The 25,790-nt window shown below is 70.9% G+C and carries 32 protein-coding genes, 1 tRNA gene and 1 riboswitch; of the genes, 11 read left to right on the forward strand and 22 right to left on the reverse strand.

Annotated features, from left to right (window positions below; genetic code table 11):
• Positions 1-173 precede the first annotated feature (173 nt).
• Positions 174-1,295, forward strand: coding sequence for an ATP-binding protein (locus IFU40_RS10165; RefSeq protein ID WP_191926240.1), 1,122 nt, complete (start codon positions 174-176; stop codon positions 1,293-1,295).
• 336 nt (positions 1,296-1,631) lie between these two features.
• Here IFU40_RS10165 and IFU40_RS10170 read toward each other — a convergent pair whose 3' ends face one another.
• From IFU40_RS10170 to IFU40_RS10190, 5 genes are all read right to left on the reverse strand, one after another.
• Positions 1,632-2,216: a hypothetical protein gene (locus IFU40_RS10170; protein WP_191926241.1), complete on the reverse strand. Its 585-nt coding sequence runs from the start codon at positions 2,214-2,216 to the stop codon at positions 1,632-1,634.
• Positions 2,217-2,218: 2 nt separating this feature from the next.
• Positions 2,219-2,791 carry a helix-turn-helix domain-containing protein gene (locus tag IFU40_RS10175; RefSeq protein WP_055834781.1) on the reverse strand — a complete coding sequence of 191 codons (573 nt, stop codon included), beginning with the start codon at positions 2,789-2,791 and terminating at the stop codon, positions 2,219-2,221.
• A gap of 547 nt (positions 2,792-3,338) precedes the next feature.
• Positions 3,339-3,414 (reverse strand) — tRNA-Arg (locus IFU40_RS10180).
• A gap of 90 nt (positions 3,415-3,504) precedes the next feature.
• Positions 3,505-3,678 carry a hypothetical protein gene (locus IFU40_RS10185; protein ID WP_191926242.1) on the reverse strand — a complete coding sequence of 58 codons (174 nt, stop codon included), beginning with the start codon at positions 3,676-3,678 and terminating at the stop codon, positions 3,505-3,507.
• 84 nt (positions 3,679-3,762) lie between these two features.
• Positions 3,763-4,212: a hypothetical protein gene (locus IFU40_RS10190; RefSeq protein ID WP_191926243.1), complete on the reverse strand. Its 450-nt coding sequence runs from the start codon at positions 4,210-4,212 to the stop codon at positions 3,763-3,765.
• Positions 4,213-4,323: 111 nt separating this feature from the next.
• Between IFU40_RS10190 and IFU40_RS10195 the strand changes: the two genes are divergently transcribed.
• Entirely contained in the window at positions 4,324-4,719 is a 396-nt protein-coding gene (locus IFU40_RS10195; protein ID WP_191926244.1) for a DUF5684 domain-containing protein, read from the forward strand.
• A gap of 77 nt (positions 4,720-4,796) precedes the next feature.
• Here the strand turns inward: IFU40_RS10195 and IFU40_RS10200 are convergent, their stop codons facing one another.
• From IFU40_RS10200 to IFU40_RS10220, 5 genes are all read right to left on the reverse strand, one after another.
• Positions 4,797-5,084, reverse strand: a complete 288-nt coding sequence (locus IFU40_RS10200; RefSeq protein WP_206754873.1) for a hypothetical protein — start codon at positions 5,082-5,084, stop codon at positions 4,797-4,799.
• A gap of 234 nt (positions 5,085-5,318) precedes the next feature.
• Positions 5,319-6,488 (reverse strand): RtcB family protein, encoded by a 1,170-nt coding sequence (locus IFU40_RS10205; RefSeq protein ID WP_191926246.1) that lies wholly within the window; start codon positions 6,486-6,488, stop codon positions 5,319-5,321.
• A 340-nt stretch (positions 6,489-6,828) separates the two neighbouring features.
• Positions 6,829-7,188, reverse strand: coding sequence for a hypothetical protein (locus IFU40_RS10210; protein WP_191926247.1), 360 nt, complete (start codon positions 7,186-7,188; stop codon positions 6,829-6,831).
• Between the two features lie 70 nt (positions 7,189-7,258).
• A complete protein-coding gene (locus IFU40_RS10215; RefSeq protein WP_055834758.1) occupies positions 7,259-7,438 on the reverse strand; it encodes a hypothetical protein in 180 nt (59 codons plus the stop codon).
• Entirely contained in the window at positions 7,435-7,989 is a 555-nt protein-coding gene (locus IFU40_RS10220) for a MarR family transcriptional regulator (RefSeq protein WP_191926248.1), read from the reverse strand. Before IFU40_RS10220 ends, IFU40_RS10215 begins: the two co-directional genes overlap by 4 nt.
• A gap of 111 nt (positions 7,990-8,100) precedes the next feature.
• Between IFU40_RS10220 and IFU40_RS10225 the strand changes: the two genes are divergently transcribed.
• From IFU40_RS10225 to IFU40_RS10235, 3 genes are all read left to right on the forward strand, one after another.
• Positions 8,101-8,484, forward strand: a complete 384-nt coding sequence (locus tag IFU40_RS10225) for a DUF7882 family protein (protein ID WP_191926249.1) — start codon at positions 8,101-8,103, stop codon at positions 8,482-8,484.
• A 1-nt stretch (position 8,485) separates the two neighbouring features.
• Positions 8,486-8,827 (forward strand): hypothetical protein, encoded by a 342-nt coding sequence (locus IFU40_RS10230; protein WP_055834749.1) that lies wholly within the window; start codon positions 8,486-8,488, stop codon positions 8,825-8,827.
• A 149-nt stretch (positions 8,828-8,976) separates the two neighbouring features.
• A complete protein-coding gene (locus IFU40_RS10235; RefSeq protein ID WP_156458740.1) occupies positions 8,977-9,126 on the forward strand; it encodes a hypothetical protein in 150 nt (49 codons plus the stop codon).
• Between the two features lie 133 nt (positions 9,127-9,259).
• Here IFU40_RS10235 and IFU40_RS10240 read toward each other — a convergent pair whose 3' ends face one another.
• The 4 genes from IFU40_RS10240 to IFU40_RS10255 all read right to left on the reverse strand — a co-directional run bounded on the left by IFU40_RS10240 (position 9,260) and on the right by IFU40_RS10255 (position 13,382).
• Positions 9,260-10,084 (reverse strand): Fpg/Nei family DNA glycosylase, encoded by an 825-nt coding sequence (locus tag IFU40_RS10240; protein ID WP_191926250.1) that lies wholly within the window; start codon positions 10,082-10,084, stop codon positions 9,260-9,262.
• 2 nt (positions 10,085-10,086) lie between these two features.
• Positions 10,087-11,568 (reverse strand): phytoene desaturase family protein, encoded by a 1,482-nt coding sequence (locus tag IFU40_RS10245; RefSeq protein ID WP_191926251.1) that lies wholly within the window; start codon positions 11,566-11,568, stop codon positions 10,087-10,089.
• Complete coding sequence (locus IFU40_RS10250; RefSeq protein ID WP_070408313.1) at positions 11,565-12,068, reverse strand: SRPBCC family protein; 504 nt, start codon at positions 12,066-12,068, stop codon at positions 11,565-11,567. The genes IFU40_RS10245 and IFU40_RS10250 overlap by 4 nt, the downstream gene beginning before the upstream one ends.
• A 132-nt stretch (positions 12,069-12,200) precedes the next feature.
• Positions 12,201-13,382 (reverse strand): sensor histidine kinase, encoded by a 1,182-nt coding sequence (locus IFU40_RS10255; RefSeq protein WP_070408314.1) that lies wholly within the window; start codon positions 13,380-13,382, stop codon positions 12,201-12,203.
• 110 nt (positions 13,383-13,492) lie between these two features.
• Here IFU40_RS10255 and IFU40_RS10260 point away from each other — a divergent pair, with 110 nt between their 5' ends.
• Positions 13,493-13,783 carry a hypothetical protein gene (locus tag IFU40_RS10260; RefSeq protein ID WP_191915250.1) on the forward strand — a complete coding sequence of 97 codons (291 nt, stop codon included), beginning with the start codon at positions 13,493-13,495 and terminating at the stop codon, positions 13,781-13,783.
• Positions 13,784-13,852: 69 nt separating this feature from the next.
• Here the strand turns inward: IFU40_RS10260 and IFU40_RS10265 are convergent, their stop codons facing one another.
• From IFU40_RS10265 to IFU40_RS10285, 5 genes are all read right to left on the reverse strand, one after another.
• The gene (locus IFU40_RS10265; protein ID WP_191926252.1) at positions 13,853-15,088 is read right to left on the reverse strand and encodes a hypothetical protein; all 1,236 of its coding nucleotides are present in this window, start codon (positions 15,086-15,088) and stop codon (positions 13,853-13,855) included.
• 207 nt (positions 15,089-15,295) lie between these two features.
• Positions 15,296-15,619, reverse strand: a complete 324-nt coding sequence (locus tag IFU40_RS10270; RefSeq protein WP_055834729.1) for a DMT family transporter — start codon at positions 15,617-15,619, stop codon at positions 15,296-15,298.
• Between the two features lie 10 nt (positions 15,620-15,629).
• A riboswitch (guanidine-III (ykkC-III) riboswitch) is annotated at positions 15,630-15,694 on the reverse strand.
• A gap of 86 nt (positions 15,695-15,780) precedes the next feature.
• Positions 15,781-16,647, reverse strand: coding sequence for a CPBP family intramembrane glutamic endopeptidase (locus IFU40_RS10275; RefSeq protein WP_191926253.1), 867 nt, complete (start codon positions 16,645-16,647; stop codon positions 15,781-15,783).
• Positions 16,644-17,366: a tRNA (guanosine(46)-N7)-methyltransferase TrmB gene (gene trmB, locus IFU40_RS10280; RefSeq protein WP_070408316.1), complete on the reverse strand. Its 723-nt coding sequence runs from the start codon at positions 17,364-17,366 to the stop codon at positions 16,644-16,646. Before trmB ends, IFU40_RS10275 begins: the two co-directional genes overlap by 4 nt.
• Before the next feature lie 104 nt (positions 17,367-17,470).
• Positions 17,471-18,304 carry a DUF3097 domain-containing protein gene (locus tag IFU40_RS10285; RefSeq protein ID WP_191915246.1) on the reverse strand — a complete coding sequence of 278 codons (834 nt, stop codon included), beginning with the start codon at positions 18,302-18,304 and terminating at the stop codon, positions 17,471-17,473.
• A gap of 123 nt (positions 18,305-18,427) precedes the next feature.
• Between IFU40_RS10285 and IFU40_RS17050 the strand changes: the two genes are divergently transcribed.
• The 4 genes from IFU40_RS17050 to IFU40_RS10305 all read left to right on the forward strand — a co-directional run bounded on the left by IFU40_RS17050 (position 18,428) and on the right by IFU40_RS10305 (position 22,686).
• A complete protein-coding gene (locus IFU40_RS17050) occupies positions 18,428-20,509 on the forward strand; it encodes a TPM domain-containing protein (protein ID WP_191926254.1) in 2,082 nt (693 codons plus the stop codon).
• Positions 20,510-20,601: 92 nt separating this feature from the next.
• Complete coding sequence (locus tag IFU40_RS10295; protein ID WP_055834714.1) at positions 20,602-21,354, forward strand: PspA/IM30 family protein; 753 nt, start codon at positions 20,602-20,604, stop codon at positions 21,352-21,354.
• Between the two features lie 67 nt (positions 21,355-21,421).
• Positions 21,422-22,234: an arginase family protein gene (locus IFU40_RS10300; RefSeq protein ID WP_191926255.1), complete on the forward strand. Its 813-nt coding sequence runs from the start codon at positions 21,422-21,424 to the stop codon at positions 22,232-22,234.
• Complete coding sequence (locus IFU40_RS10305) at positions 22,231-22,686, forward strand: Fe-S oxidoreductase (RefSeq protein ID WP_191926256.1); 456 nt, start codon at positions 22,231-22,233, stop codon at positions 22,684-22,686. The genes IFU40_RS10300 and IFU40_RS10305 overlap by 4 nt, the downstream gene beginning before the upstream one ends.
• A 61-nt stretch (positions 22,687-22,747) precedes the next feature.
• Here IFU40_RS10305 and IFU40_RS10310 read toward each other — a convergent pair whose 3' ends face one another.
• The 3 genes from IFU40_RS10310 to IFU40_RS10320 all read right to left on the reverse strand — a co-directional run bounded on the left by IFU40_RS10310 (position 22,748) and on the right by IFU40_RS10320 (position 24,580).
• Positions 22,748-23,212: an SIP domain-containing protein gene (locus IFU40_RS10310; RefSeq protein ID WP_191926257.1), complete on the reverse strand. Its 465-nt coding sequence runs from the start codon at positions 23,210-23,212 to the stop codon at positions 22,748-22,750.
• A gap of 97 nt (positions 23,213-23,309) precedes the next feature.
• Complete coding sequence (locus tag IFU40_RS10315) at positions 23,310-24,053, reverse strand: tyrosine-protein phosphatase (RefSeq protein WP_191926258.1); 744 nt, start codon at positions 24,051-24,053, stop codon at positions 23,310-23,312.
• Positions 24,050-24,580 (reverse strand): carboxymuconolactone decarboxylase family protein, encoded by a 531-nt coding sequence (locus IFU40_RS10320; RefSeq protein WP_249404164.1) that lies wholly within the window; start codon positions 24,578-24,580, stop codon positions 24,050-24,052. Before IFU40_RS10320 ends, IFU40_RS10315 begins: the two co-directional genes overlap by 4 nt.
• 156 nt (positions 24,581-24,736) lie before the next feature.
• On the opposite strand from IFU40_RS10320, the gene IFU40_RS10325 reads away from it, so the two are divergent.
• Positions 24,737-25,654, forward strand: coding sequence for an alpha/beta fold hydrolase (locus tag IFU40_RS10325; protein WP_191926259.1), 918 nt, complete (start codon positions 24,737-24,739; stop codon positions 25,652-25,654).
• The last annotated feature ends 136 nt before the right edge of the window (positions 25,655-25,790 follow it).

A 25,790-nucleotide genomic window follows, 5' to 3' on the forward strand; every position in this document is an offset into this window, starting at 1 on the left:
AAGCGGTGACGAATGCGTCGACCGGTCTTGACAAAGGGCCGGCGCGCGCGATTCCGCCGCGGGCGCCGACGGTTTCACCCGGTCGGCCATCGCGCTCGGCGAACACTGCCGGTATCGACCACCTCGCACACTCGGTAGCCGTGTCGCCCCCGCAACGGCACGGGGAGGGCCTCATGTCCGTGCCGACCACCGCCGACGCCGATCTCGACATCGAGGCACTCGGGGTCGTCGTGCGCATGGCGATCGCAGGGCTCCCCCCGTCCGACCGCGATCTGCTGGGCGAAGCCTGGTCGGGCACTCGCCCGGCGCATCCGCGGTCGCCCGTCGCCACGGTGGCTCCCCGGGCGCATTTCCACTTCGACGCGACCGTCGCCGATCTGACGACCCAGGTGACCCACGCCGCGCTCTCTGCCCGACGCGGTCACCTCTGGATGGTCCACGCGGGAGCCATCGCCGATGACCGGGGCCGCGTGATCCTCTTCTCCGGTCGGTCCGGCATGGGCAAGACCACGCTCATGTCGCGTCTCGCACGCGAGTACGCCTACGTCAGCGACGAGAGCGTCGGCGTCACCGCAGAGGGCGGGGTGCTGGCCTATCGCAAGCCGCTGTCGATCATCGACGATGTCGCGCGGGCCAAGCGACAGCTGTCTCCGCGCAGCCTGGGGCTGCGGGATCTGCCCGACGCACCTCTGCGGCTGCACGCCATCGTGGCTCTCGATCGCCTGAGCGACGACGCGCCGCCGCGACTCGTCGAGCTTCCCGTCGACGAGGCCGTCGCCGCCCTCGCCCCGCAGTGCAGCTATCTCGGCGAGCTCACGGCGCCCCTGCAGACCCTCATCGGCCACATCCAGGGGACGGGAGGCGCGCTCGGCCTGCGCTATCGCGAGGCCGAAGAGGTACTCCCCCTCGTGCGAGCCCTATTCGACACCGAGCGGGCGGCCCTGCCGGGTGCCATCGCGCTGAATGTTCCCCTCGCCCGGAACAATCGCCATCGCACCGACGTGCACCCCTTCCGCCGGACGCCGGTTCAGGATGCCGTCGAGCTCGACGGGCGTCTGGCGCTGCTGACGAGAGCTCCCGACGACCAGACCACCGTGCACCTCCTCGACGGGATCGGCCCCACCGTGTGGCTCGCCGCCGACGGCGCCTCGTTCGACGAACTCGTCACCGCCGCCGTGGAGACCCATGGGGCACCGGACGGGGGCGACGCGCGGGCGTCGGTTCGGCAGACTCTCGACTCGCTGCTCGACGTGGGGCTGCTCACGGGGCCGCTTCATACCGAAGATCCCGGCTGAGCACCCGCCGCGCGACCACGCCGGGCGGCCATTCACCCTCGACCGACGACGGATGGCGCTCACCGCCGATGCGGGTGAATTTGCCTTACGACCGGGTGAGTCGCCGGGTGTGCACGCGTCGGCGAACGAGAAGAGGGCCGCGGAGTCTGAACGACTCGCGGCCCTCTGCTGACACGTGCCCCCGACGGGAATCGGACCAGCGACCGGCACGTGCGGTTGGTGAGCGCAGCGCGGAGCGCGAAGTCTGAAAAGAGCGAGCGATGGGAACGGAGCCGCGCTCGACCACTATCGCCTTGCCGTCGGAGCACTAATCGAGGTGTGTTCCTGATCGCGTCGCTAGAGTTCGATCGGCCCCGGCGAGGGGACCTCGTCTGGCAGCCCGCCCTCGAGGATGGCGGCGACCATATTCACGGCGCGGTCCGAGAGCGCATCCCCCGGGTAGAAGTCCTCGTAGAGTTCCTCGGCGTCGTTGAGTGTGGTGACGTCGCACAGTCGTAGAAGCTGCCGGATGTCGTTCGTATCGCGGCCGGGCCGGTTGGCGCGCAGCTTCATCGCCAGCATCGCTTCCTGAGCGGCGACGTGGATAACGATGCCGTCGTGGTCGTAGATGGTCTCCCACTCGACGGATCTACGACCGAACGTGGGAAGCGCATCGGCCTTCTCGACGCCGAAGTTCAGCCAGCCCGGATCCCACCCGCGGGACTGGGCTACCTTCGCCGCGGCTGCTGCGACTTCGGCGTCACTTCCCGGCTCGATGTGGAGCGAATCGAGATCCTGCGTCGTGCCACGGTCGAAGTAGCGGAGCGCGAGAGCTGCTCCACCGACGATCCGGATACCCGCGACCTGGTGTGAGTCGTGCAGCTCAGCGATGAGGGCCCTGAGCCCGTCGAGGATGTCCTCTCTGTCGAGCGTCGTCGCCACGCTCACACGCTCGCGAAGGTGTCACGCCAGACGAGCACACCGCGCTCGGCGAACTCGTCTGGCACCTCCGACGGGGGCGGAGTCGGGTCGGCCGGGTCGACGTCGAGCGTCGCGGGCGCACGGAGATACCGGCTCGGATCTGAAACCCACTCGGGTGCGGGGAGTCCTCCCTCTCGCAGCCGCCAGGCGACGAGACCCGCGAGCGCAGCATCCCACGCTCGATCCAGCGTCGATGCAGGCTCGGCCAAGCCGAGAATCCCTCGCACCAACCCTCGCTCGGCGAGAAGATTGTCGTTGAGTTGCAGGAGCGCGCGAAGAGCGCGGTCCCTCTGCCCTTCCGCTAGCCGATGCCGAATCTCTTCAGCCGCAGTCGCCGCGTCGTCACGCTGGGTCGGTGCGGAGTACAGCCGATGCCCTGCGCCGGCGAGCAGTCGCTCCACCGTGCCGAATTCGGTATCTCGCCCGCCCTCTGACCGGGAAACGCGGCTCTGGTCGATCTGAGTGCGGTCTGCGAGTTGCTTCTGAGTGAGTCGCTGGCTCTTGCGGGCGGCGCGGATGAGCGTCGAGGCAGTCATTGCACCCTCCATCGCAGTATGATTTCAGAGTCATATTCTACGTCAATCCGTCGCTCCGTTCCAGAGCTGTCGAATCTGGACGGCGCAGGAACTTCCAGCCGACAAACCGGGCCGGCGATGACGCGTGGCTCCCTATCTGTCGGCGCCGACAACGCGCTCACTCAGCGCCTGGCGGCTGAGGCCCGTGCGCATCCCCAGAGAAGACCACGGCACGCTCTGATCGCGCAGATCTGCGATGAGGGAGTGGCGCTCCCGGAGTAGCGCAGAGCCTCCATCGGGCCGCTGCTGCTCGACGATTCGCTCGGACCGGCGTCTCTGGTGAAGGACAGCATCGCCGCACGCGGGCTGGCAGCGGCGTCACGTCGCACGGCGCGACGGCACACGCCCGGCGCGAACGCACACGTTACGCACGACATCACGCCACATAGCGTGTGATCTCGCCACGAACGCGTGATCTCACCCGGCGCGAACGATGACGCTCCGACGAGGCCCGCCGCTAGACGAAAGGGACCGCGGGTCTCAATGACCCGCGATCCCTTGTCTCGCCTGGTGCCCCCGACTGGAATCGAACCAGCGGCCTTTGGTACCGGAAACCAACGCTCTATCCCCTGAGCTACGGAGGCGGACCGGTCCAGGTTATCACCGCGTCCGCGGCATCCCCGACGCCGTGGGGCGGGGGCGAGGACTCGCGCTCCGACCCCACGGCATCCGGTTCACTCGACGTCGATGATCCCGATGCCGGTGGCCTGGTGGTCGGCGTTCGGGTCGTCCTTGGTGGGGGCCTTCGAGCCCTCGTCGGGGTCGGTCTCCTGGCTCGGCTTGACCGTCGGGTCGTCGCCGAGGTCGGTTGCGGCGTCGGCCGGGGCGGAGTTCTGCGGGTCGCTCATGGTGTTCCCTTCGTCGCGTACCGGTCCAGCCTCTCAACGAGGGGGCCTCGGCCCCAACGGCTTGACCGCGGAGGCGGCGGAGGCCTAGCGTCCGAACATCCCGCGCACGCGACGACCGAGCGGCTGCGTCAGGACCACGCGTCGGCCGTCGATGTCGAGGGTCACGGTCGACCCCCCGAACCCGTGCCCCTGCGCGGGCACCGCATCGCCGCGGACGTAGGCCTCGGCGACGTCCACGTACGCGGCGAGCAGGCGCGCGCTCTCGTCCTTCGACGACGTCGCGTCGATGAGCTCCGTGCGGTGACCGGTGTCGGTCTCGACCGAGAACCACCGCGAACCGGGGGTCGAGACGACGGCCCACCGCGCGCCTCGGGCGAATCGCGCGCGGGCGGCGCCATCGCGCAGCTCGGTGGACACCTCGAGGTCGGTGTGCGCGATCGCCAGCACCTCGAGCATCGCGAGGGCCTCGGGCGCGGTGACGAAGTCGCCCCGGCCGGCGCTCAGGCCGCCCCACTCGAATCGGCTCTCGCCCATGCCGTCCGCCTCCGCCATCGCTCGACCTGCACCGAGCGTAATCCCGGCGGCGTGTTCCGGCGCGGGGACGCCGACCCTGAGAACTCCCTGGCAACGCCCTACGATGAGCCCATGCTGACTTCGAGCCCGTCCTCCATCACCGAGCAGACCTCGCTCTTCGCGCTCAGCGCGACCAACTCGCTCCTCGCCATCGCCGTGTACGTCGTGCTGGTCGTCGCGCTCTGGCGTGTCTTCACCAAGGCGGGGTATGCCGGGTGGCTGGCGATCATCCCCCTCGTGAACGTCGTCTACCTCACCAAGATCGCCGGGTTCTCGGGCTGGTTCGCGCTGCTCTACCTGGTGCCGATCGTCGGTTTCGTCTTCCACATCATCGTGTCGCTGCGGGTGGGCCGCGCCTTCGGCCACGGGTGGTTCTTCTCGCTCGTTCTGCTCGTGGTGTTCCACGTCATCGGCTACCTCATCCTCGGCTTCAGCGGCGACAAGTACCGCGCCGAGCGTCTGAGCTGACCCGGGTCGGATGCCACCACGGGGCCCCGGCGAGCGCACACGGCGCGTGCTCGCCGGGGCCCTCGCGTGTGTCCGCGCTACACCGACCTCAGGCGCTCGTCAGGGTGAAGACTGCGAAGCCGGACCGACCCGTCGACGATCGCGCGCAGCGCCCGGGGGCTGAGTTCCAGTTCGGCCGAGACGCGCTCGACGCCCGCGCCCGACGACACGGCAGCACGCAGCGCCGCCTCCGCCTCGCCGGCGACCTCGTCGACATCAGCAGCCGTACTGGCGATGAATGCCGCCAGACGGGCCTGCGCCGCGCGGATGCGGGCTCTCTGCCGCTCGAGCGTTGCGGTGTCGACGGGGCGCTCGACGGTCGGCACGGGAGCCGAGTCGGCGGTCGGGGGCATGGGTTCTCCGCTCCGGGGGCATTCGACGCCTGCGCGGTGCGGCAGACGTTGACCCCATGCTGTCGAACCGAGGGAAGTGGCCGCATCCTCCCAGAGGTGTATCTCCCCCCGCTGGTCGGTGGAATCACCCGCCGAGAGCGACCCCGCGAACGCCACCGGCCGGAGCAGGATGCCACGGGCACGTCGGCCGCGCCCGTGGCATCCTGTTCAGTCGCCCTTCACGTTGACGATCTGCCGCAGCGTGTGTCGCACGCTCACCAGGTCGGCGGCGTCCGCCATGACCCGATCGATCGGCTTGTACGCCTGCGGGATCTCGTCGATGAACGCGTCGGTGTCGCGATACTCGATGCCCGCCATCGCGTCACGCAACTGCTCGTGCGTGAAGGTCTTGCGGGCCGCCGAGCGCGAGTACTCCCGGCCTGCTCCGTGCGGTGACGAGTTCAGCGCGACAGGATTTCCGCGCCCCTCGACGACGTACGACGCGGTGCCCATCGACCCGGGGATGAGTCCCGGCCGACCTTCGTCGGCCATGATGGCACCCTTCCTCGAGACCCACACGCGCTTGCCGAAGTGCCGCTCGGACTCCGTGAAGTTGTGGTGGCAGTTGATGCGCTCCCGCTCCTCGACGGTCGTGTCGAGGAAGCGTCCGAGCTGATTCGCGACGCGATCCATCATCTCCTCACGGTTCAGGAGGGCGAAGTGCTGTGCCCACCGGAGCTCGCGGATGCAGCGCGTGAACTCCGGGGTCCCCTCGACGAGGTACGCCAGGTCGGGATGCGGGAGCTCGATCCACCACTGCTTCGCCAGACGCTGCGCGACCTTGATGTGGTGCTGCGCGATGCGGTTGCCGACACCCCGGGAGCCGGAATGCAGGAACATCCACACGTCGTCGTTCTCGTCGAGCGAGATCTCGATGAAGTGGTTGCCGCTGCCCAGCGAACCGAGCTGGTGCCGCCAGTGACCGGCGTATTTGGCAGGGTCGAATTCGGCCTTCTCGGCGAGCGACTCGAGCTCGGCCACGCGCGGCTCGGCGGTGGCGACGATCTTGCGGTTGTCGCGACCGGCCGACAGCGGGATGGCCCGCTCGATCTGCTGCCGCAGCTCCGCGAGGTCGCGGCCGGCCAGGTCGGCAGCCGTGAACTGCGTCTTGACCGCGATCATGCCGCAGCCGATGTCGACCCCGACGGCCGCGGGCATGATCGCTCCGAGAGTCGGGATGACCGACCCGACCGTCGCGCCCAGGCCCAGGTGGGCGTCGGGCATGAGGGCGAGGTGGGGGTAGATGAACGGCATGCGCGACGAGGTACGGGCCTGCTCGATGGTCTTGTCATCGATCAGGCTCGCCCACGACACCAGTCGTTCGGTGAGCTTCTGCATGGATCCTTTCCTTCGTGTGGTGCGCGGATGCGCGGTTGGGGTGAGCTCCGGTCGGAGCACTCCCCCACACGGTGGAAAGAGAAAAGCCCCGACCTGACGGGCGGGGCGCGAGAGAACGAGGTCTAGGCGGCCGGCACCGGAGGGTACGACGAAAGCAGGAACGGCAGGTATGCGTCCTGCTGCTCCTGACGAAGATCGCGCATCGCGGTCATCGTGTCGTCCCCTCGGCTCATCGTGCCGGTCGGCACGGACTTGCGAACATAGCGGACGCCGCGAACCCGACGCAAGGCTCGCGGCGTGACTCCCACCCTGCGGAGCCCGGGCCTCACCCGTGGAGGCGTCAGGCCTGTGTCGGCTGGTCGAAGTCCCAGTCGATGGGCTCGTCGTCGCCCTCGTCGGATTCCGCGGGCTCGACGGCGCGCAGGTGCGCTCGCGGGAAGAAACGGTGGTCCTTCAGCTCCTGGGCCGCGTGCGAGAAGTCCGGCTCCTCGTCGGTCCAGTCCACCGGTGCCGACAACACGTCGTTGCCGACCCCGATGACGAGTTCCGCCTGGGCCACCTTCTTGTCGTCGGTGACGATCGGGATACTGACGGCCTCGGCTTGGCCTTCCTTCGCCACCGCCGCCGTCAACAGGATCAGTGACGACGCGACGTCGTCGGTGGTGAGGACGGTTTCTCCGGCGTAGGTGACACAGCGCATGCTGACAGACTGCGGGTCACCGTCGCCCGAAGGGGGGCGGGTTGCCGGGCTTGCCGACGTGAGGTACCGATCAGTCGCGTCGCTGCACCGTGCGGAACATCGCCTCGTCGAGCTCGAACCAGACGGCTCGAACCGTCTCGAACTCCCCGAAGGGTTCAGGTTGCGGGTCGCTCAGAGACAGACGGTAGCCGCGCGGCAGATCATCCACGTGCTGTCCGTCGCGGGGGCCGCCGACCAGCACGTAGATCACGGGGAGTCGACCGCCGGGGTCTCGACCGCGACGCCGTCGACCGCGTCGCTCATCCGCCGGAGGAAGGCGACGACGCTCGCTGATTCTTCGGGTGTCATGTCGATCACCGCGGCCAGCATGCGGTCGTGCATGGTGCCCAGGGTCTGCCGCACCTCTGCATCGGCGCGCGGTGTCGCCTGCACGAAGATGCTGCGGCGATCGTCGGGATTGGCGGCGCGGGTGAGGTGCCCGGATCGCTCCAGCCGGTCGAGGATGGCCGTGGTGGACGCCGTCGATAGACCCAGGTACTTCGTCAACTCCCCCGGTCGTACGCGGCGGGCGGAATCGCGCAGCAGGTAACGCAGGACGAGGAGCTCGTTCTCACCCATCGACATCGAGTCGCGCGTGCGGCGACGCATCGCGACCTCGGCCGCGCGGTACAACCGGAGCGATTCGAGGACGGCCTTACTGCGCAGGCGGCGGTCGGCGGGTTCGTCGCCGTACCAGTAGCTCGGCTCGGCGGAGTCGGCCGGAAGGGCGCTTGCGCGAGGCGCGACGTGGACATCGGTCACGACACACTCCTCCCTGATGGAGAAACTATATCGCCAAACCAATAGTTAGACAAACTAGTTACTAGTCGAGTATGTTTGTGAACCAGCAAACCGCTGCGAGAGGAGAACCCCATGGGGCAGTTGTTCTACGGCACGACGAGCGAGTCGATCCAGATCCCCGATCGCCTGCTGTCGCACCTGAAAGTCGTTGCGACCACCAAACTCCGCCGCAGCGAGAGCTTCACTCTGAGCTGGGCCCACGTCGACGGCACCCCGGGACGATCGACGATCTGGCTGCAGCCGGCGATCGCGATGCGCTTCGTCTTCGATTCGGCCGAGCCCGAGTCCCTGAACCCCCGCGTTCTCAAGGACATGGCCGACATGGCGAACTCGTCGGCCGGTCTGGTCGTCGATCTGGACGCCGAGATCCCCACGGCCGAGGCACCCGCCCGTGCCACAGCGACGCGCGGAACAGCGCCCGCTGCTCGGCGCCCCAGCCTGTCGGTGGCGGCGTGACATGAGCACCGCTTCCCTCGCGCCTCTCAGCGCGCTCGCCTCCACCCGTGTCCTCTGGGCGAAGGTCGACACCGGCTTCTGGGTCGCCCATCGAGGCGGCGAGTACTTCGGTTGCGTCGACCAGGTCACCGGCGGATACGTCTCGCGCGACGCGCACGGCATCCCCGTCGGTCGCTACGACGAGCTCTCCGCCGCGAAATCCTCTCTGCGTTCGACGACGCACCCGGCCAACACGGCCCGGCGTCACCGCGCCGAACGTGCGACTGCCACCGCGGCCACGGTCGTCGGCGGCACGGCCCTGGCGTTCGCGCTGACGGCTGGCGCCCTCGCCCCGTTCCTGTGAGTGAAACCGGGCTCCCCCGCCATGCCCGTGTCTGCATGCCGCGGCGCGCGCAGGGGCGCCCGGCCCTCGTCGACCCCCTGGACATGTACGTCGACGCGTGACAGCGTCGGCCCGGGTCGACACGACGACCCCTGACGGATGGAGATGACATGACCGACATCGACGGACGCACCGACGACGCCCCCGACCAGGACTCGAACGGCGCGGGAAGCGAATCCCCCGAAGAGGGGGCGGCGGCCCAGAAGGACGCCGACGACGCCTCGAACACCGCGGACTCCCCCACCGGCGACATCTCCTGATCGCGTACCGCACGCGACGGTCCGGCGGCTCCTCGGCGACGAGGGCCGCCGGCGTCGCGACAGCCCCGGCGTTCGGCGGTACCGACACCGCGCCGTGACGCGCAGCCGGTTCTCGTTCTCGGCGGCCGCTGTTCTACCCCGGTGATCCGACCTCGGCGCCCGAGGGCACCGGCTGGCACCGCGGGCACCACCAGGTGCGCCGTCGCTCGGGGTCGTCGGCCACCTCGGCGCGCACGTGGACCCGGGTACCGCACCGCAGACACGGGCGCCCCGCACGGCCCGCCACCCAGTGCGACGAACCACGGCGTCGGTCGCCCGTCGTCACCTGGTACATCCCCGGCACGGTCGCCGACGTCCGCAGGCACCGCGCGGCGAGGGCCACCAGCGCGGGCAGATCCGTCGCCCCGATCGGCGCGAAGGGATGGATGCCGCGCAGGAAGGCGAGTTCGTTCACCCACAGGTTGCCGAGACCGGCGATGCGCGTCTGGTCGAGCAGGGCGGCGACGAACGTGCGCTCCGGCCGCACCGACAGCCGGCGCACCGCCTCGGCGGCATCCCAGTCGTCGCGCAGCGGATCGGGGCCCAGGTGACCGATCACGTCGCGCTCGCGAGCCGTGGCGACGAGCTCGACGACGGGGAGGTCGATTCCCCACATCTCCCGGCCGTCGTCGAACCGCAGACGCACGCGCGCCCGCTCGCGCTCGGCCGTCGGCAGGGGGCGACCGGCGCGCGTGATCGTCCAGCTGCCCTGCATGCGCAGGTGCGTGTGCAGGGTCGTGGCATCGTCGAACCGGGTGAGCAGGTGTTTGCCGTGGGTGTCGTACCCCTCGATCCGCAGCCCCGCGAGCGACCTGCCGGCCGCCGAACCGGAGCGCAGCTCGCCCTCGACCACGCGCGCCCCGCGCGTCGCGGCATCCAACCGCCGACGCAGGCGCAGAACACTGTCACCCTCGGGCACCGTCAGGGCGCCGAGGTGAAGACCTGGTCGGCGCGCGGGGCGAGGTCGGGCCGCAGGCGCGTGCCGAACTCGTGCCGCAGGGCGCTGAGGGCCGCCTGCCACCCGGCGAGGCCGTGCACCCCCGGCCCCGGACTCGTCGACGAGGAGCACAGGTACACGCCCTTCATCGGGGTGCGCCAGGGGTCGGGGCTGTACACCGGCCGCCCCAGCAGCTGAGGGAGCGTCGGCGCGCCCGCCGAGATGTCGCCGCCGGGGAAGTTCGGGTTCCACGCGGCGATGTCGACGGCCGTGCGCGACGACGAGGCCAGAACCGTGTCGCGGAAGCCGGGCGCGAAGCGCTCGATCTGGCGCACCACCGCCTCCTCACGGTCGGCGGGGCTTCCCGCCGGCACATGCGTGTACGCCCAGAGCACGTGCTTGCCCTCGGGCGCGCGGGTGGGGTCGAAGAGCGTCGGCTGCGCGGCGAGCACGTACGGCGCGTCGGGCAGATCGCCGCGCGCGACGGCGTTCTCGGCCGCGGCGATCTCGGCTCGTGTCCCGCCGATGTGCACCGTTCCGGCGTCGCCGATGTCGGGATGGGTCCACGGCACGGGGTCGCTCAGCGCGAAGTCGACCTTCGCGACGCCCCCGCCGTAGCGGAACCGCTGCAGGGCGCGGCGGTACCCCGCCGGCATCCGGTCACCGGCCAGGCGGATCAATGCCCGCGGCGTCGTGTCGAGCAGCACCGCCCGCGACGGCGGCAACTCCTCGAGAGCGGTGACCTCGACGCCCGCGTGCAACACGCCCCCGTGCGCGCGGATGTCGGCGATCATCGCGTCGGCGATCGACTGGCTGCCGCCGACGGGGATCGGCCATCCGCGGCCGTGCCCGTAGGTGGCGAGCACGAGACCGGCGCCGCCCGCCGCGAGGCTCGGCTGGTGCAGGATCGTGTGCGCGGAGACACCGGTGGCCAGCGCCGGCGCGACGTCTTCGCGGAACCGCGCGTTCCACCAGGGCCCGCCCTGCTCGAGAGAGCGGATGCCGAAGAAGAAGGCCGCGAGGGGGTCCCCCGGCACACGCAGGAGGGCGTTGCCGGTGAAGTCGGCGACCCCGCGCAGGTGATCGACGAGGGGACGCATGAGGCGTTCATAGGCGGGACCGTCGACGCCCAGGCCCTCGGCCGCGCGGGAGAGATCGCGGTAGGCGAGCCCGGCGCGTCCGCCGTCGAGGGGGTGCGCGTACGAGATCTCGGGAACGATGAGCGGCACGCGCCGATCGAGACCGAACTCGCGGAAGAACCACGATTCGAGGGCGAGGGGATGAACCGCCGAGCCCACGTCGTGCCGGAAACCCGGCAGGGTCAGTTCGGCCGTTGAGGCGGCGCCCCCGAAGGTCGTCGAACGCTCGTACACCGCGACCGACAACCCCGCGCGCGCCAGGGTGACCGCCGCGGCCAAGCCGTTGGGTCCGGATCCGACGATGATCGCGTCGTAGGTCTCGCTCATCGGTCGATCGGCTCCCTCTGAGCGGTGGATTCGTGCCCGAGGGCCGACGCTCCGCCCTGTGTTCCGGGGGCGCCCCCCTCCGCCAAGTAGGCGAGGCGGTGCAGGGTCTCGGCGTTGCGCCAGCGCGTGATCGCGTCGAAGACCGTATCGGGAAGCAGGGTCGTCGGACCGGTGACCGGCTCTTCCTGAATACGGACGACGCACATGTCACCGCGCGCCTTCACGTCGATCGCCACGCGGGCGACACCGATGGGACCGCCGTGCGGTTCGAGCACCGCGCGATACGGCGGCTCCCACACGCGCATGGTGGTGGTGTCGTTGATCAGGGCGGGCCACGACCCGAAGGAGTGGTGAAGCGTGGAGCCCTCGGCCGGCCAGGCCTCGGAGACGTCGCGCATCCGCGAGGTCCCCACCACCCACAGGGGGTAGAGCCACCCGTTCGCCAGAACGCGGAAGACGTCGTCGGGGGTGCAGCGCATCAGTCGCACATTGCGGGCCATGGGACGCTCCTCCTCGGCGGCGGGGTTCGGGCGAGACGGATGACGGGGCCGCCGCGTCTCGATGGGCCCACGCTACGGCTCACGCGGCACCGTGTCGCGATGGTTGCGTCCGACGGCTGCGGCCGGTATCGGTCAGGCGGCGTCTTGCAGAGGGAGCACGAACCAGGCCCGGGTACCTCCGGCGGGCGAGGCGTCGAGTCCGATCGATCCCCGATGTGCGTCGACGATGCGCCGGCACGTCGCCAGGCCGATGCCGATGCCCGGGACCTCGCCGCCGTGGCCGCGTTGCATGGGCTCGAACACGCGTTCGCGCAGCTCGGGCTCGACCGCCTCGCCGTTGTCGTCGACGCTGATGCGCCAGCCGTCGGGCAGGACCTCGACGCTCACGCGGATGGTCGGCGTCTTCTCGGCGGCCACCGTGAACTTCACCGCGTTGGCGATGAGGTTCTGCAGCAGCACGCGGAGCAGAGTGTCATCGGCGATCACCCGGGCCGAGGCGTCGACGGTCACCTCGGCGCCGGTGCGCACGAGAGCGCCGTCGAGGTCTTCGAGCACCGCATCGACGGTGTCGGCGACGTCGACCTCGACGAGGTGGGGGCGCGTGCCCCCCATGCGCGCGAAGTCGAGCAGGTCGGTGACCATCGACGTCATGCGTCCGGCGGCGGCCTCTGCGCGGACGAGCGACTGCGCCGCGCGCGGCGCGGCCGCCATCTCGGGGCTGTCCGAGGCGAGCTCGATGAAGCCCGTCAGCGCCGTCAGCGGGTTGCGCAGGTCGTGACTGACCTGCACGGCGAAGTGCTCGAGCGACGCGTTCGATTCGATCAGGTCGCGCTGCACGCGACGCAGCTCGAGCACGTCGATCACCTGGTGGGCGAGCAGATCGAGGGCGCGGCTGCTGGCATCCGAGAGTTCTCCGACCACGTCGTCGAAGACGCACAGCGTTCCGATCGCGACACCGGCCGGGGTGATCAGGGGGCTCGACGCGTAGAAACGCACGTGGGCAATCTCGCCCGTGACGAAACCACTCCGCGCGAACCGTTCGTCGAGACGCGCGTCGGGCACGACGACGCGTCCGGGCGTGCTGATGACCGCGGCGCACATGGAGTCCTCGCGGGCGCACGACGCCGCCTGGATGCCGACCGCCGCGATCTGGTGCTGCATGCGATCGTCGATGATGTTGATCACCGCGGTGGGAACCCCGCAGATGGTCGCCGCGAGCTCGACGAGCCCCTGAAGATCGGGCTCGGATGGTTCGCCGACAAGTCGGTACTGCGCGATCGCCTCGCGTCGCGTCACATCGTGCGCCGTGGACACGTCTTTCCCTTCACGTCGTTCCCCCGTCGTCGAGCCTAGCGCCGGTACACCCCGCGGGGTCCGGCGGAAAGGGGGTCGCCCGATCGGCACGCGGCACCCAGAGTGGGGGCATGAGCACCCCGACCCCCCTCCCCCAGGCTCCCTCCGACCCGGGAACCCCGTCGATTCCCGACGAACCGCTCGCTCCGACCCCGTCGGAACCGACGGTCCCGACCCCCGCCGAACCCACGGTGCCGCTCGCTCCCGAGACCGCGCCCGCACCGGCCGGTCACGACGACGACTCCGCGGGAGCCTTCGCCGACGACGAGAGCGGCGCGGTCGGCACCGCCGAGATGGATGCCGACAACGCCGTCGAGCAGGACATGATCGACGCCATCGATCCGGCCGGCCGACCCGACTGACGCCCGTGAGAACGACGAAGGGGCGACGCCGTCACGGCGTCGCCCCTTCGTCGTTCAGAGGTCAGCGGATCACGGGTTGCCGCGGGTCCACAGCAGCAGGATCGCCACGACCTGCAACACGAGGCATCCGACGAGGATCGCCGTGCGACGCCGGGGCGTCGACGACCACCGTTCGTCGCCCATCAGGGGCGCCATCGGCATGAGCAGTCGGAACGTGCTCTGCTGCGGGAGGAACACGGCCAGGATGTAGATGCCGTAGCTGAAGCCGTAGGTGACGACCATGAGGCCCATGCGGCGAACGGGACGCGACCACATCAGGGCCAGGAAGGCCACGATCAGGGCGACGACCAGGATGATGCCCACGACGCCCAGGTGCGTTCCCGCCTGACGGAACCACGGCGTGAACGGGGTGAACTCGTCGTTTCCGACGTAGTCGAGCCACCATCCGAGCTCGGTGCGGATGTAGGCGTTGTGCGTGCCCGTGAAGTGCTGCGCGATGTGGTTCCACGACAGTCCCGCGGCGGCGATGACGAGCCCGCTCGCCATGAGCGAGGCCCACTCGCGCACGGGGAACGGGTCGACCCGGCGTCGGAAGAACCGCACCAGGAAGACCATGCCGAGCGCCAACCCCAGGGCCAGAACCCCGGGACGCGTGTACGCCGTCATCAGACCGATCGGCAGGATCCAGAGGTAACGCCGTTTGATCGCCAGCAGCATGCCGGCGAACATCAGCAGCATGAACAGGCCCTCGCTGTAGCCGATCACGAAGAGGAACGACATCGGGGCGAAGGAGAAGAACACCACGGCCCACCACGCCGGCTGCGGCTTGGTGACCGTGCGCAGCAGCAGGAAGAGCAGCCAGGTCGCACCCAGGCTCGCGCCCAGGCTGAGCAGGATCGCGACCGGCTGCCACCCCAGGCCCGTCGCGCCCGAGAGCACGCGCACCATCGTGGGGAACACCGGCAGGAACGCCCAGTTGTTCGGAAGGATGTCGCCCGAGACGTTCATCGGCAGCGAGGTGGGGTAGCCCTGCGCGGCGATCTGGCCGTAGCGGTCGGCGTCCCACCCGGTCAGGTAGTCGAAGAACGTGCCGAGGCGCTCGCTGTCGGGACCGAAGCCCCACCGCGCCGCCTTGGCGATCGAGTAGAAGCCCCACAGGAAACCGAAGTTGACCGCGCGGGCGATGGCCCACAGCAGCAGCACGCGCGTGAACGCGCCGCGCTCGACCGGGACGATGCCCTCGGGTGTACGCAGCACGTCGTGCCCGTACTGACGCAGTGCGCGACCCACTCGGGAGTCGCGCAAGCGGTCGAGTCGACTCGGTCGCTCGATGACGCGCGACGGACGCGTCGGGGAGGCAAGCTCGCTCGGCGGTGCGCTCACTCGGAACCTTTCACAGGGGAAGATGTGGGCGAGTGACGACGGTGTCGGGCCCGGACAGGTGCAGTGAAGCCAGATAGTAGCGGATCAACCCGAACGTTCCCTGCGGTTGACTTTCAGGAAATGCCCTGGTCAGTGGGCGTCGCCCACCAGTTTCAGGCCGATCACGCACCCGACGAGGCCCAGCACGAGCAGCACCTTCACGACCGAGATCGCCTCGGCGCCGCTGATCATGGCGACCACCACCGTCAGTGCGGCGCCGATGCCGACCCACACCGCGTACGCCGTGCCGGTGGGGATGTCCCGCATCGCATAGGCGAGCCCGCCCATGGATGCCACCAGCGCGACGCCGAAGACGACGCTCGGCCAGAGCTTGGTGAAGCCCTCGGAACGCCCGAGGGCGGTGGCCCAGACGGCCTCGAGGACACCGGACACGATGAGGACGATCCACGACATGGCTGTGCTCCTTGGCCAGTCTTGTCGCAGTCCGGGTACTGATCCGTCGTCCGGGGACGCGGGAGGCGTCCGACCCTCAGGTTAGCGAGCGCGCCTGGGCAGCACCCGTGCACGGGTCGGACGACGCGAACGACGCCGGGGCCCGGCATCCGGGATCGACCTCAGATGAGGAAGATCGATGCCGCGCCGGGGTTGTGGGCGTGCACCAACACCCCGAAGACGACGGCGTCGAACAGCAGGTGCACCGTCACGACGTACCAGAGCGAACGGGTCTTCAAGAAGAGGAAGCCCTGGATGAGGGCGAACGGGATCGTCAGCGCCGGACCCCAGGCCTGGTAGCCGAGCTCCCATAGGAACGACACGAACACGATCGTCTGCAGCAGGTTGGCCGTGAGGTCGGGGAAATGCCGGCGCAGGAGCACGAACACCGTGCAGATGAAGAACAGCTCGTCCCAGATCCCCACCGCGCCCACGCCGACGAACAGGCGCGCGATCATCTCGGGGGTGTTGACGACCGGCCAGTTCATGTAGACGCCGGAGGTGATGAAGTAGAACGGCAGGATCAGGTAGCCGAGCACGATCACGCCGCCCAGCCACGCCCACTGCCACCACGTCCACCGCCCGCCGCCCCGCCACGGGAAACGGATCGCGTGGTCGCGGTAGACGAACCTCGAGATCACGTACGGCACGAGCACGGCCCCGCCCAGCGCGAGCGTGAAACGCAGGAAGGCGGCGTTGTCGAGCTCGGCCTGCAGCGGGATGAGGCTGACGATGAACTGACCGAGGGCGACGAGGGAGACGTCGCGGGCGATGCTCGGCTCGGGGTCGCGACCGGGGAGGACGGCGACGCCGGCGCGCCGGTCGACGAGGATTCCGGATGCCACGGCCAGAGCCAGCAGCAGCCAGCCGAGCCAGATGACCTGTACGACGAACAGCGCCGGGGCGGCGAGGCAGACCAGCAGCGCCGGCACGAGTTTCAGCGAGAGCGTGGAGCGCTCGCGCTCGGCGACCGCGGCGTGCGCGGTCACGGCGCCACCCGCGTGTACGTCAGGTCGCGGATGTCGCGACCCACCCGCAGCCCCTTCTGCTCGAACGCGGTGAGCACGCGGCCCTCGAAGCGTTCCGCCCAGTCGCCCGAGAAGGCCCGCGAGAACTCGGGCGCCTCGTCGAGCACCTCGCGCATCTGGTCGGCGTAGTCCTGCCAGTCGGTCGCGAGGCGCAGCGTCGCCCCGGGCCGCAGCGCCAGGGCGGCTACGCGGACGAAATCGGGGGCGATCAGTCGCCGCTTGGTGTGCTTGTTCTTGTGCCAGGGATCGGGGAAGAACACCCACAGCTCGTCGACGGAGCCGGTCGGCAGCAGGTGCTCCAGCGCCTCGGGGGCGTTGGCCTCGGCGAGTCGGAGGTTCTTCACCCCCGCGCGGTCGGCGTCGAGCATGGTGCGGGCGAGGCCGGCGGTGAACACCTCGACCGCGAGGAAGTCGTTGTCGGGATCGGCGGCGGCGGCCGACACGATCTGGTGCCCCTGGCCCGAACCGATCTCGACGGTCAGGCGGGCCCGACGGCCGTAGACCTCGACCGGGTCGATCGCCGATCCCTCTTTGACGCTCGTGGTGGCCGCGCCCCGCTCGACGGGGAGCAGGTAGGTCGGCGAGAACTCCGCCCAGGCGCGGTCCTGCGCCTCGGACATGCGTCCGCTGCGCCGGACGAACGACACGGGCTTGTCGCGGAAGACGGGCGCGGCATCCATGGCACCCAGGCTATCCGCCGCGCGAGTCGCCATATTCTGTCGCTTCTCGTCGGCGGGAGCGACAGATTCCGGCGACTCTCGCGAGGTGGCACGCTTGCGGCCGCTCACGGGACGGTCACGAAGTCGATGAGTTCCTCGACGCGGCCGAGCAGGGCCGGTTCGAGGTCGCGGAACGTGGTGACGCGCGACAGGATGTGCTGCCAGGCGCGGGCCGTGTCGGCCTGCTCCTCGGCGGGCCAGCCGAGGGCGCGGCAGACGCCGACCTTCCACTCGATGCCGCGGGGCACCTCCGGCCACGCGGCGATGCCGAGGGCGCGGGGCGTGACGCACTGCCAGACATCGACGAAGGGGTGGCCGACGATCCGCACGTGCGCGCCGTGGCGGCCTCGGGCGATCTTGTCGGCGATCCGCGACTCCTTGGAGTTCGGCACGAGGTGGTCGACGAGAACGCCGTAGCGACGCTCGGCGGTGGGGGGCTCGGCATCCAGTGCCTGCTCGAGCAGGTCGACGCCCTCGAGGAACTCCACGACCACGCCCTCGGCGCGCAGGTCGGCGCCCCAGACCTTCTCGACGAGCTCGGCGTCGTGCTTGCCCTCGACGAAGATGCGGCTCGCGCGGGCCGTGCGGGCGCGCTGATCGGCGACGGCGAACGAGCCCGAGGCCGTGCGCGTGCGTCCCTTCGGGGCCGCCGCCGGCGCGTCGAGCACGACCGGGGCGCCGTCGACGAGGAAGCCGCCGCCGAGGGGGAACAGGCGTCGCTTGCCGAAGCGGTCCTCGAGCTCGACGTTCATGCCGTCGACGCGGGTCACCGCCCCGCAGAATCCGTCGCCGACCACTTCGACGACCAGGTCTGCGGATGCCGCGACGCGGGCGGGCGGGGTGCGTCCGGCGTCGCGCCAGCCGCGGGCGAGCACATCGGTGCCGTAACGGTCGTCCATGGGTACCTCCGAACGCTCGAGCCTAGGCGGCGCGATTGTGCGCTGACAGCGGACGCGCCGGTCCTTCCCCGGTGTCGGCGGTCGTTTATAGGCTGGGGACTTCGAGTCGTCGAAAGGGGAGGCATGCGAAAGCCGAAGGCGGCACACGTGCTGGCGACTCTGCTGCTGGCCGTGGGGGGAATCCTCGGCGGGCCTCTCGCGGCCCTCGCCGTTCCCCCTCCCTCGCTGGGCTCCAGCTACGTCGTCGACCAGGCCGACGTGCTCACCGATGCGCAAGAGGCGCAGGTGCAGTCGCGCATGATCACGCTGTCCACGCAGACGGGGCTCGACCTGTGGGTCGTGTACGTCGACGGGTTCACCGACCCGCCCGCCGCCGAGGACTGGGCGAACGAGACGGCCAACCGCAACCAGCTCGGACCCCACCAGTACCTGCTCGCCGTCGCGATCGAAGACGGCGCCGCCACGTTCTACCTCTCGGGCGACGTCGACGACGGCGCATTGAGCGCCGCTCAGCTCGGCGCCATCGAACAGGAACGCGTGCAGCCCCTGCTCGCCGCGGGCGACGACGCGGGGGCGGCGATCTCGGCGGCCGACGGCATCCGCGCCGCCTACTCCGAAGCGGGGGGCAACCAGCCCGCTCCCCCGCCCACTCCCGCCACGCAGAGCGGACCGGCGATCGGACCCATCGTGGTGGTGGGCCTGCTCCTCGTGGCCATCGCGGGCGGACTCGTGTGGTTCGGCCTGCGCCGTCGGCGCGCGACGGCGGGCGCCGCGGGAGGCCCCGCCGAGAGCATCGACGACCTCTCCCGGCGCGCGGGGTCGGCGCTGGTCGCCACCGACGACGCCGTCAAGACCAGCGAGCAGGAGCTCGGCTTCGCCCGCGCCCAGTTCGGCGACGCCGCCGCCGCACCATTCGTCGAGGTGCTGGCCAAGGCCAAGGCCGACCTCGACGCGGCCTTCTCGATCCAGCAGCAGCTCGACGACGAGACCCCCGAGACCCCCGAGCAGCAGCGCGCCGGGTACGCCGAGATCCTGCGCCTGTGCGCCGCCGCCGACGCGGCACTCGATGCCAAGACCGCGGCCTTCGACGAGTTGCGGGCGCTGGAGGCCGACGCCCCCGCCGCCCTGGCCGCCACGACGCAGCAGCAGACGGCCGTCGCGGCGGCCCTGGCTGCGGCCGAGGCGGATCTCGCGCGTCTGCGTGCGCAGTACGCCGACGACGCCCTGACCACCGTCGCCGACAACCCCGTGCAGGCGCGCGCCCGACTCGACCTCGCCGCTGAGCAGACGGCCGCGGCGCAGGCGGCCCTCGGCGCCGGGCGCACGGGCGAGGCGGCGGTCGCCATCCGCGCCGCCCAAGCCGCGGTCGCCCAGGCCGACGTGCTGGAGCGCGCGATCACCACCCTCGGCACCGACCTCGCCGACGCGCAGCAGCGGGCGAGCGCACTCGTCGCCGAGATCGAGGGCGACCTCGCGGCGGCGGCGCAGCTCACCGACACCGACGGACGCATCGCCGGGGCGGCCGCCTCGGCGCGATCGCAGCTCGACGCCGCCCGCGCGACTCTGGCTCCCCCGCGCCCCAGTCCCCTGCGCGCCCTCGAGGGGTTGCAGCAGGCCAACGCGACCATCGACGCCGTGCTCGACGAAGCCCGTGACGCCGCCGAGCGACGCCGCCGCGCCGAGAGCCAACTCGACGGCACGCTGGCCCAGGCCCGCGCCCAGGTGTCGGCGACCGAGGACTTCATCTCGGCACGGCGCGGAGCCGTGGGGCCCACCGCACGCACGCGCCTGGCCGAGGCCGGCGCCGCCCTCGTGCAGGCGGAGCAGACGCGCTCCACCGACCCGGCGGCGGCGCTGTCGCTCGCCCAGCGCGCCGCGCAGCTGGGCTCGCAGGCGGGGTCGCTCGCCCAGAACGACGTCGGCGCCTTCGGCGGCGGCGGGGGTCAGGGCGGGGGCGGCGACATGATGGGCGCTCTGCTCGGCGGGATCGCGATCAACTCTCTGCTCGGCGGCGGTGGCCGACGCGGCGGCTTCGGCGGCGGCGGCCTGGGTGGCCTCGGCGGCTTCGGCGGCGGCGGACGGAGCGGCGGCTCGGGCGGGTTCGGGGGCTTCGGCGGCGGCGGGCGCTCCCGCAGCGGAGGCGGCAGGGCCGGGGGCGGCGGCGGACGCAGCCGTTCCGGCGGAGGACGTGTCAATCGACGCTGATCCACCCCTATCGGCGACCGGGCCGATCACAGAGAATTCGTAGCATCCGACACCAGACTCGACATCGTCGCCCTCAGGAAGGAACACCCCGCATGGCCAAGCAGTCCATCTTCGGTCGCATCTCGACCCTCGTTCGCGCGAACATCAATTCGCTCCTCGATCAGGCCGAGGACCCGCAGAAGATGCTCGACCAGCTCGTGCGCGATTACTCGAACTCGATCGCCGACGCCGAGTCGGCCATCGCCGAGACCATCGGTAACCTGCGTCTGCTCGAGCGCGACCACCAAGAAGACGTGCAGGCGGCCGCCGAGTGGGGCAACAAGGCCCTCGCCGCCAGCCGTAAGGGCGACGAGCTGCGCGCCACCGGCAACGCGAGCGAAGCCGACAAGTTCGACAACCTCGCGAAGATCGCCCTGCAGCGTCAGATCACCGCCGAGAGCGAGGCGAAGTCGGCCGCGCCCACGATCGCGTCGCAGACCGAGGTCGTCGACAAGCTCAAGGACGGCCTCAACGGCATGAAGGGCAAGCTCGAGCAGCTGCGCTCCAAGCGCAGCGAGCTGCTGGCCCGCGCCAAGGTCGCCGAGGCCCAGAACAAGGTGCACGATGCCGTCAAGTCGATCGACGTGCTCGACCCCACCAGCGAGCTCGGCCGTTTCGAAGACAAGATCCGTCGCGAAGAAGCCCTCGCCGCCGGCAAGCAGGAGCTCGCCGCCTCCAGCATCGACGCCCAGTTCAACGCGCTCGACGACGTGGGCGAGCTCACCGAGGTCGAGGCACGTCTCGCCGCGCTGAAGGTCGGCGGCCCCCAGCGCGCCGCGATCGACGCGCCCAGCCCCGACCTCTGATCGACACCGAGAGTGCATCGCCCGGCCCGCCGGGCGATGCACTCTCGTCTCTTCGCGAGGAACACCCATGACGCGTTTCATCGTCGCCCCGCAGTGGCAGGGCTCGTCGTCGTCGCGGGCGATGCAGCTCATCGACGGCGCCGATGCCATCGCCGGTGACCTGCCCCGCGCCTCGACGACGGTGCTCGAGGCCCCGACCGAGGCCGGAGACGCCCAGGGCACGCGCATCCACCGGCTCACCGCCCTCTGGCGCATGCGCGAGCGCATCGAAGACGCCGTACGCGGTTCCGCCGAACCGGCGATCGTGGTGGGCGGCGATTGCGGCGTCGCCCTCGGCGCGGTGGCGGCCGTGGCCGACGACGACCTCGCCGTCGTGTGGATCGACGCGCACCCCGACCTCCACACCCCCGCCTCCTCCCCCAGCGGCGCGTTCACCGGCATGGTGCTGCGCGCGATCACGGGCGAGGGCGAAGACCCTCTGCGCCTGCACCCCGGCATCGCCGCCTCGCGTCTCGTGCTGGCGGGCACCCGATCGCTCGACGACGAGGAGCAGCGCTACGTCGACGACAACGCCGTGCGCGTCGTCTCGGCCGACGCGTTGGCCGACCCCGACACCCTGGCCGACGCGGTCGTCGCCACCGGGGCCTCGCGCGTCTACGTGCACGTCGATCTCGACGTCCTCGATCCCGCCGAGATCTCCGGCGTCGCCCACCCCGTGCCTTTCGGTGCGCGCACGGCCGACGTCGTGGCATCCATTCGTCGTCTGAGAGAACGGACGCCGATGGCGGGGGCGACCCTGACCGAGTTCTCGCCGTCGTCGCCCGCCGCCGCCGTGGACGACCTCGGGACGATCCTTCGACTGATCGGAGCCCTGGCATGAGCCCCCTCCCGCCCCCTCCGGCCGGCTGGCGCGAGCGCGCGGACCGCGCCGTCGCGCGCGGTCGCGTCTGGGACCGCTTCATTCCCCCCGTGCTGCTCGACTCCCCCGTCAGCCGCGTCGGCTACTGGTACGGCTGCACGGTCGGGTGGGTGTGGGGATCGCTGTGGAGCACCGGCCGCATCGAGAAGCGGCAGGGCCTCTGGGTGTTCCGCGGCCTGCCCTCGTGGGCGTTCCCGCGCGGCGGAGTGTGCGTCGGGGGCTGCTTCCTCACCGGAGACGTGCGGCCCACCGACGTCGTCCTCGGACACGAAGCCGTACATCACCGCCAGTGGCGTCGCTACGGCTTTCTCATGCCCGTGCTCTACGCGCTCGCAGGCCGCGATCCCCTGGGCAACCGCTTCGAGATCGAGGCGGGCCTGATCGAGGGCAACTACGTGCCGCGGGGCAGCTGAACCTGCCCGTCACCGTCGGTGTCGACGGCCGCGGGGTCCTCGCGACGCCGCGAGGCCCGCTTCAGCGTGCGGTCGCCAGACCGAAGCGCTCGGGCGTGTGGATCGACTGCGCGTCGACGCCGTGACGCGCGACCAGGTCGTCGACGATCTCGGCGGTACCCAGGTAGCCGCCCAGCAGGAACACGCGCGTGGCGTCGTCGTCGCAGCACAGCATCTCGCCGGACCAGCCGGCGACGGCCCGTGCCAGGGCCTCGCCCGGAGCGCAACCGCGGCCGGTGCCGGGGGCGCCGCCACGGCGCGAGCGATCGAACCACGAGAGCGTCATGCGCGCGGGGGCGGCGATGCGTCCGATCCACGACTCATCGGGCACCTCGACGAACACCCGCCCGGTCGAGCAGATCGGCAAGGTCGCGAGCAGAGCTTGGAGCTCGACGAGAGAGGTCTCGTCGGCGGTCACCAGGTGCTGCACGCGGGTGTGCCGCGACGTGCGGCACGCGGCGTCGTTGTGCTCGGTGGAGGTGGTCATGATGGCTCCCACTATACCGCGAGTGAAGGGTTGCCTAACCTGAGTTCCCCCTTTGTATCTCGACGTCGACGAGACGGCGGGCTTAGGCCCCCGCGGTTCAGCCCACCAGCACCGCACGCAGCCGACGCAGCTCGTCGTCGCTCAGCCCGTGCGCCCGCAAGTAGCCCGCCGGCGAGCCGTACTCGCGGTCGAGCCGGTCGAGCAGTGCACGCATCACCGGCGCCGGAGACCGGGTCGCCAAGTCCTCGACGTGCACGTTGCCGGGATGCACCGCGCGGATCGCGGCGAGCACGGCGGCGTTGCGTTCGACGGGCAGCAGAGCCTCGGTGCGCGCGTAGTCGGCGATGACGGCCTCGCGATCCACCCCCGCCGCGGCGAGCGCGATCGCGACCGTGACCCCCGTGCGGTCCTTGCCGACGGTGCAGTGCACGAGCACGGGCTGGGCGTCGAGCAGGCCGCGCACCACCTCGACGACGCGGTCGGCGGAGTCGTCGACGATGCCGTCGTACATGTCGGCCAGGCTCAGATCACGCGCGAAGAACGACGCCACCGATCCGAGGAACAGCGGGGTGTGCTGCACGTCGACCGGCACGTCGTCGAAGCGGCTGGGCGCGTGGGCCACCTCGGCCTCGTCGCGCAGGTCGATCACGCGCCGGATGCCGAGCTCACGCAGCGTCTGCACCCCGGCGTCGTCGAGGTGCACGAGGTTGCCGGAGCGGAACAGCACCCCCTCACGCGTGCGTCCCTCTCGGGTCGGCAGACCTCCGACGTCGCGGAAGTTCGTCGCACCCGACACGAGCGATCGCGACGCGGACGATCGCGACGCGGACGACCCGGTCACGCGGGGTCCTCGCCGTGGAGGTGGGCGGCGGGGGCGGGGCCGTCGACGACGCCCCCGGCGGACCCCCCGCGCGGGGGAACGGGGTACCGACCCGCGATCGCCACGCGGTTGAAGGCGTTGATCGCCACGAGCACCCAGCTGAGAGCGACGTACTCCTGCTCGCTCAAGATGCCGCCGGCCTGGTCGTACACCTCGTCGGGAATGCCGTCTTCGTGGATGAACGTGAACGATTCGGTCAGTTCGAGCGCCGCCCGCTCCCGCTCGTCGAAGACCCCCGACTCGCGCCAGGTCGCGATCTGGGCGATGACGTCGGCGTCGAGGCCGGCCTTCACCGCCGCGTCGACGTGCACGCGCACGCAGAAGGCGCAGCCGTTGAGCTGCGACGCATGGATCTGCACGATCTCGCGCAGCCGCGCGTCGATGCCGGCTTCGGCGGCGATCCGGCCGACCGTGGTCGAGAACGACCGCAGGGCCGCATAGGCCTCGGGAGCCTTCTTCGACAGGTGCACGCGCTGTTCCTCGCCCATGGCGACAGCCTACGGCGGGCGGGTGCGACCGGTGCCGCGTTCGCCGACCCACCGGTCGCGTCATGCCGTCGATCCGGCGCCGACCGTGACGCCCACCGTGACGCCGCGAGGCGCCGAGGTGGCGGCATCCGCGCCCTCGATGACAGGGTGGCTGTCATGCCCGAGGTCGACGAGTTCTCGTTCCTTCCCGCGCAGGCCGACGATCTCGGCCTCGACGTCCCCTCCGTCGAGCGGGTGCAGCTCACCCTGCCCGACGGACGCACGCTGAGCGGCCTGCGGTGGGGCGATGCTCCGCCCGAGGTCACCCTGCTGCACGGCGCCGGGCTGAACGCCCACACGTGGGACACGACGCTGCTCCACCTGGGGATCCCCGCCCTCGCCCTCGACCTGCCGGGCCACGGCGACTCCTCGTGGCGCGACGATGCCGCCTACGTGGCGCGCGTGCTGGCCCCCGACGTCGCGATCGCCCTCGAAGCCTGGACCGAGGGCCCGCAGACGCTGGTCGGACACTCGCTCGGCGGGCTCACGGCGGCCGCCGTCGCGGCGTCCCGTCCCGAGCTCATCGCGCGTCTCGTGGTCGTCGACATCACCCCGGGGGTCGATCCGAGCGCCGGACCCGCGCAGATCCGCGCGTTCTTCGCCGGCCCCACCGACTGGGCGTCGCGCGACGAGCTGGTCGACCGCGCTGTGTCGTTCGGGCTCGGCGGCACGCGCGACGCCGCGGAACGCGGGGTCTTCCTCAACTCCCGCGTGCGGGACGACGGCCGCGTCGAGTGGAAGCATCACTTCGCCCACCTCGCCGCAGCGGCGGCGAACGCCGGTGCCGACGCGACGACCCCGGATGCCGTTCGCGCGGTGCTCTCGAGCACCGGATGGGACGACGTGGCCGGTGTCGTCGCCCCGATCACGCTGATCCGCGGGGAACGCGGTTTCGTCACCGCGGCCGACGCCGACCAGTTCGTCGAACGGGTGCCCGGTGCCGCCGTGCGCGTGCTCCCCACCGGCCACAACGTGCAGGAAGAAGACCCGGCGGCGCTCGCCGACATCATCCGCGACGCGGCCGCCCCCGCCTGAGCCTCGGCGCGGCCCGCGGGGCTCACCCGAAGGCGGGTTCCTCGTCATACGGCGTCGCGCACCGTCATGAAGGACGTGGAGGGAATGCGGGTGAAAGTAGGCTGTTCCCACCCCATGCACGGCATCCACAGCACTC

This window comes from Microbacterium sp. CFBP 13617 (genome assembly GCF_014839445.1).
In the GTDB taxonomy this organism is placed as follows: domain Bacteria; phylum Actinomycetota; class Actinomycetes; order Actinomycetales; family Microbacteriaceae; genus Microbacterium.

Excerpts from the sequence above, each read along its gene's own strand:
- IFU40_RS10165 (WP_191926240.1), top strand. The coding sequence starts at position 174 with ATGTCCGTGCCGACCACCGCCGACGCCGATCTCGACATCGAGGCACTC.
- IFU40_RS10175 (WP_055834781.1), bottom strand. The coding sequence starts at position 2,791 with ATGACTGCCTCGACGCTCATCCGCGCCGCCCGCAAGAGCCAGCGACTC.
- IFU40_RS10325 (WP_191926259.1), top strand. The coding sequence starts at position 24,737 with ATGCCCGAGGTCGACGAGTTCTCGTTCCTTCCCGCGCAGGCCGACGAT.
- IFU40_RS10310 (WP_191926257.1), bottom strand. The coding sequence starts at position 23,212 with ATGACCACCTCCACCGAGCACAACGACGCCGCGTGCCGCACGTCGCGG.
- IFU40_RS10205 (WP_191926246.1), bottom strand. The coding sequence starts at position 6,488 with ATGCAGAAGCTCACCGAACGACTGGTGTCGTGGGCGAGCCTGATCGAT.
- IFU40_RS10230 (WP_055834749.1), top strand. The coding sequence starts at position 8,486 with ATGAGCACCGCTTCCCTCGCGCCTCTCAGCGCGCTCGCCTCCACCCGT.
- IFU40_RS10250 (WP_070408313.1), bottom strand. The coding sequence starts at position 12,068 with ATGGCCCGCAATGTGCGACTGATGCGCTGCACCCCCGACGACGTCTTC.
- IFU40_RS10245 (WP_191926251.1), bottom strand. The coding sequence starts at position 11,568 with ATGAGCGAGACCTACGACGCGATCATCGTCGGATCCGGACCCAACGGC.
- IFU40_RS10195 (WP_191926244.1), top strand. The coding sequence starts at position 4,324 with ATGCTGACTTCGAGCCCGTCCTCCATCACCGAGCAGACCTCGCTCTTC.
- IFU40_RS10185 (WP_191926242.1), bottom strand. The coding sequence starts at position 3,678 with ATGAGCGACCCGCAGAACTCCGCCCCGGCCGACGCCGCAACCGACCTC.
- IFU40_RS10235 (WP_156458740.1), top strand. The coding sequence starts at position 8,977 with ATGACCGACATCGACGGACGCACCGACGACGCCCCCGACCAGGACTCG.
- trmB (WP_070408316.1), bottom strand. The coding sequence starts at position 17,366 with ATGGATGCCGCGCCCGTCTTCCGCGACAAGCCCGTGTCGTTCGTCCGG.
- IFU40_RS10320 (WP_249404164.1), bottom strand. The coding sequence starts at position 24,580 with ATGGGCGAGGAACAGCGCGTGCACCTGTCGAAGAAGGCTCCCGAGGCC.
- IFU40_RS10190 (WP_191926243.1), bottom strand. The coding sequence starts at position 4,212 with ATGGGCGAGAGCCGATTCGAGTGGGGCGGCCTGAGCGCCGGCCGGGGC.
- IFU40_RS10305 (WP_191926256.1), top strand. The coding sequence starts at position 22,231 with ATGAGCCCCCTCCCGCCCCCTCCGGCCGGCTGGCGCGAGCGCGCGGAC.
- IFU40_RS10270 (WP_055834729.1), bottom strand. The coding sequence starts at position 15,619 with ATGTCGTGGATCGTCCTCATCGTGTCCGGTGTCCTCGAGGCCGTCTGG.
- IFU40_RS10300 (WP_191926255.1), top strand. The coding sequence starts at position 21,422 with ATGACGCGTTTCATCGTCGCCCCGCAGTGGCAGGGCTCGTCGTCGTCG.
- IFU40_RS10295 (WP_055834714.1), top strand. The coding sequence starts at position 20,602 with ATGGCCAAGCAGTCCATCTTCGGTCGCATCTCGACCCTCGTTCGCGCG.
- IFU40_RS10225 (WP_191926249.1), top strand. The coding sequence starts at position 8,101 with ATGGGGCAGTTGTTCTACGGCACGACGAGCGAGTCGATCCAGATCCCC.
- IFU40_RS10285 (WP_191915246.1), bottom strand. The coding sequence starts at position 18,304 with ATGGACGACCGTTACGGCACCGATGTGCTCGCCCGCGGCTGGCGCGAC.
- IFU40_RS10210 (WP_191926247.1), bottom strand. The coding sequence starts at position 7,188 with ATGCGCTGTGTCACCTACGCCGGAGAAACCGTCCTCACCACCGACGAC.
- IFU40_RS17050 (WP_191926254.1), top strand. The coding sequence starts at position 18,428 with ATGCGAAAGCCGAAGGCGGCACACGTGCTGGCGACTCTGCTGCTGGCC.
- IFU40_RS10260 (WP_191915250.1), top strand. The coding sequence starts at position 13,493 with ATGAGCACCCCGACCCCCCTCCCCCAGGCTCCCTCCGACCCGGGAACC.